At 66.8% G+C, this 265-nt stretch carries 1 protein-coding gene; it reads right to left on the bottom strand.

Annotation, left to right across the window (positions count from 1 at the left end; all coding sequences use genetic code 11):
* Nucleotides 1–265: hypothetical protein (locus SB847_RS21315; protein ID WP_410578644.1), on the bottom strand; the 265-nt coding region annotated here is incomplete at both ends.

Genomic DNA, 265 nt, shown 5'->3' with positions numbered 1-265 from the left:
GGTATTTCGACGGCGTCCTTGTGGGACGGGGCGGCCTCGCCGTGGCTGGCATGGCGGCGTCCCCTCTTTGCCGCTGCATCCCCTGGGGTAGCGCCGGCCCCTGCGGACTTCATGCGTGCCGTCTCCAAGGCCCGCGCTGCCGAGACTGCCCCGAATGTGAGCACCAGGCCGCCGACAATCACCACGATCAAGGAACGGAGCCGGCTGGAGAATTGTTCTATGGCGTTGTCCGGCGGGGTGACCACTACGGTGGTGAACAGGAACC

This window comes from Bacillus sp. SIMBA_026 (assembly GCF_046535335.1).
Taxonomy (GTDB): Bacteria; Bacillota; Bacilli; order Bacillales; family Bacillaceae; genus Bacillus; species Bacillus velezensis.
Note: the sequence above shows the minus strand (reverse complement) of the source record. Positions and strands in the feature narration are given on the sequence as shown.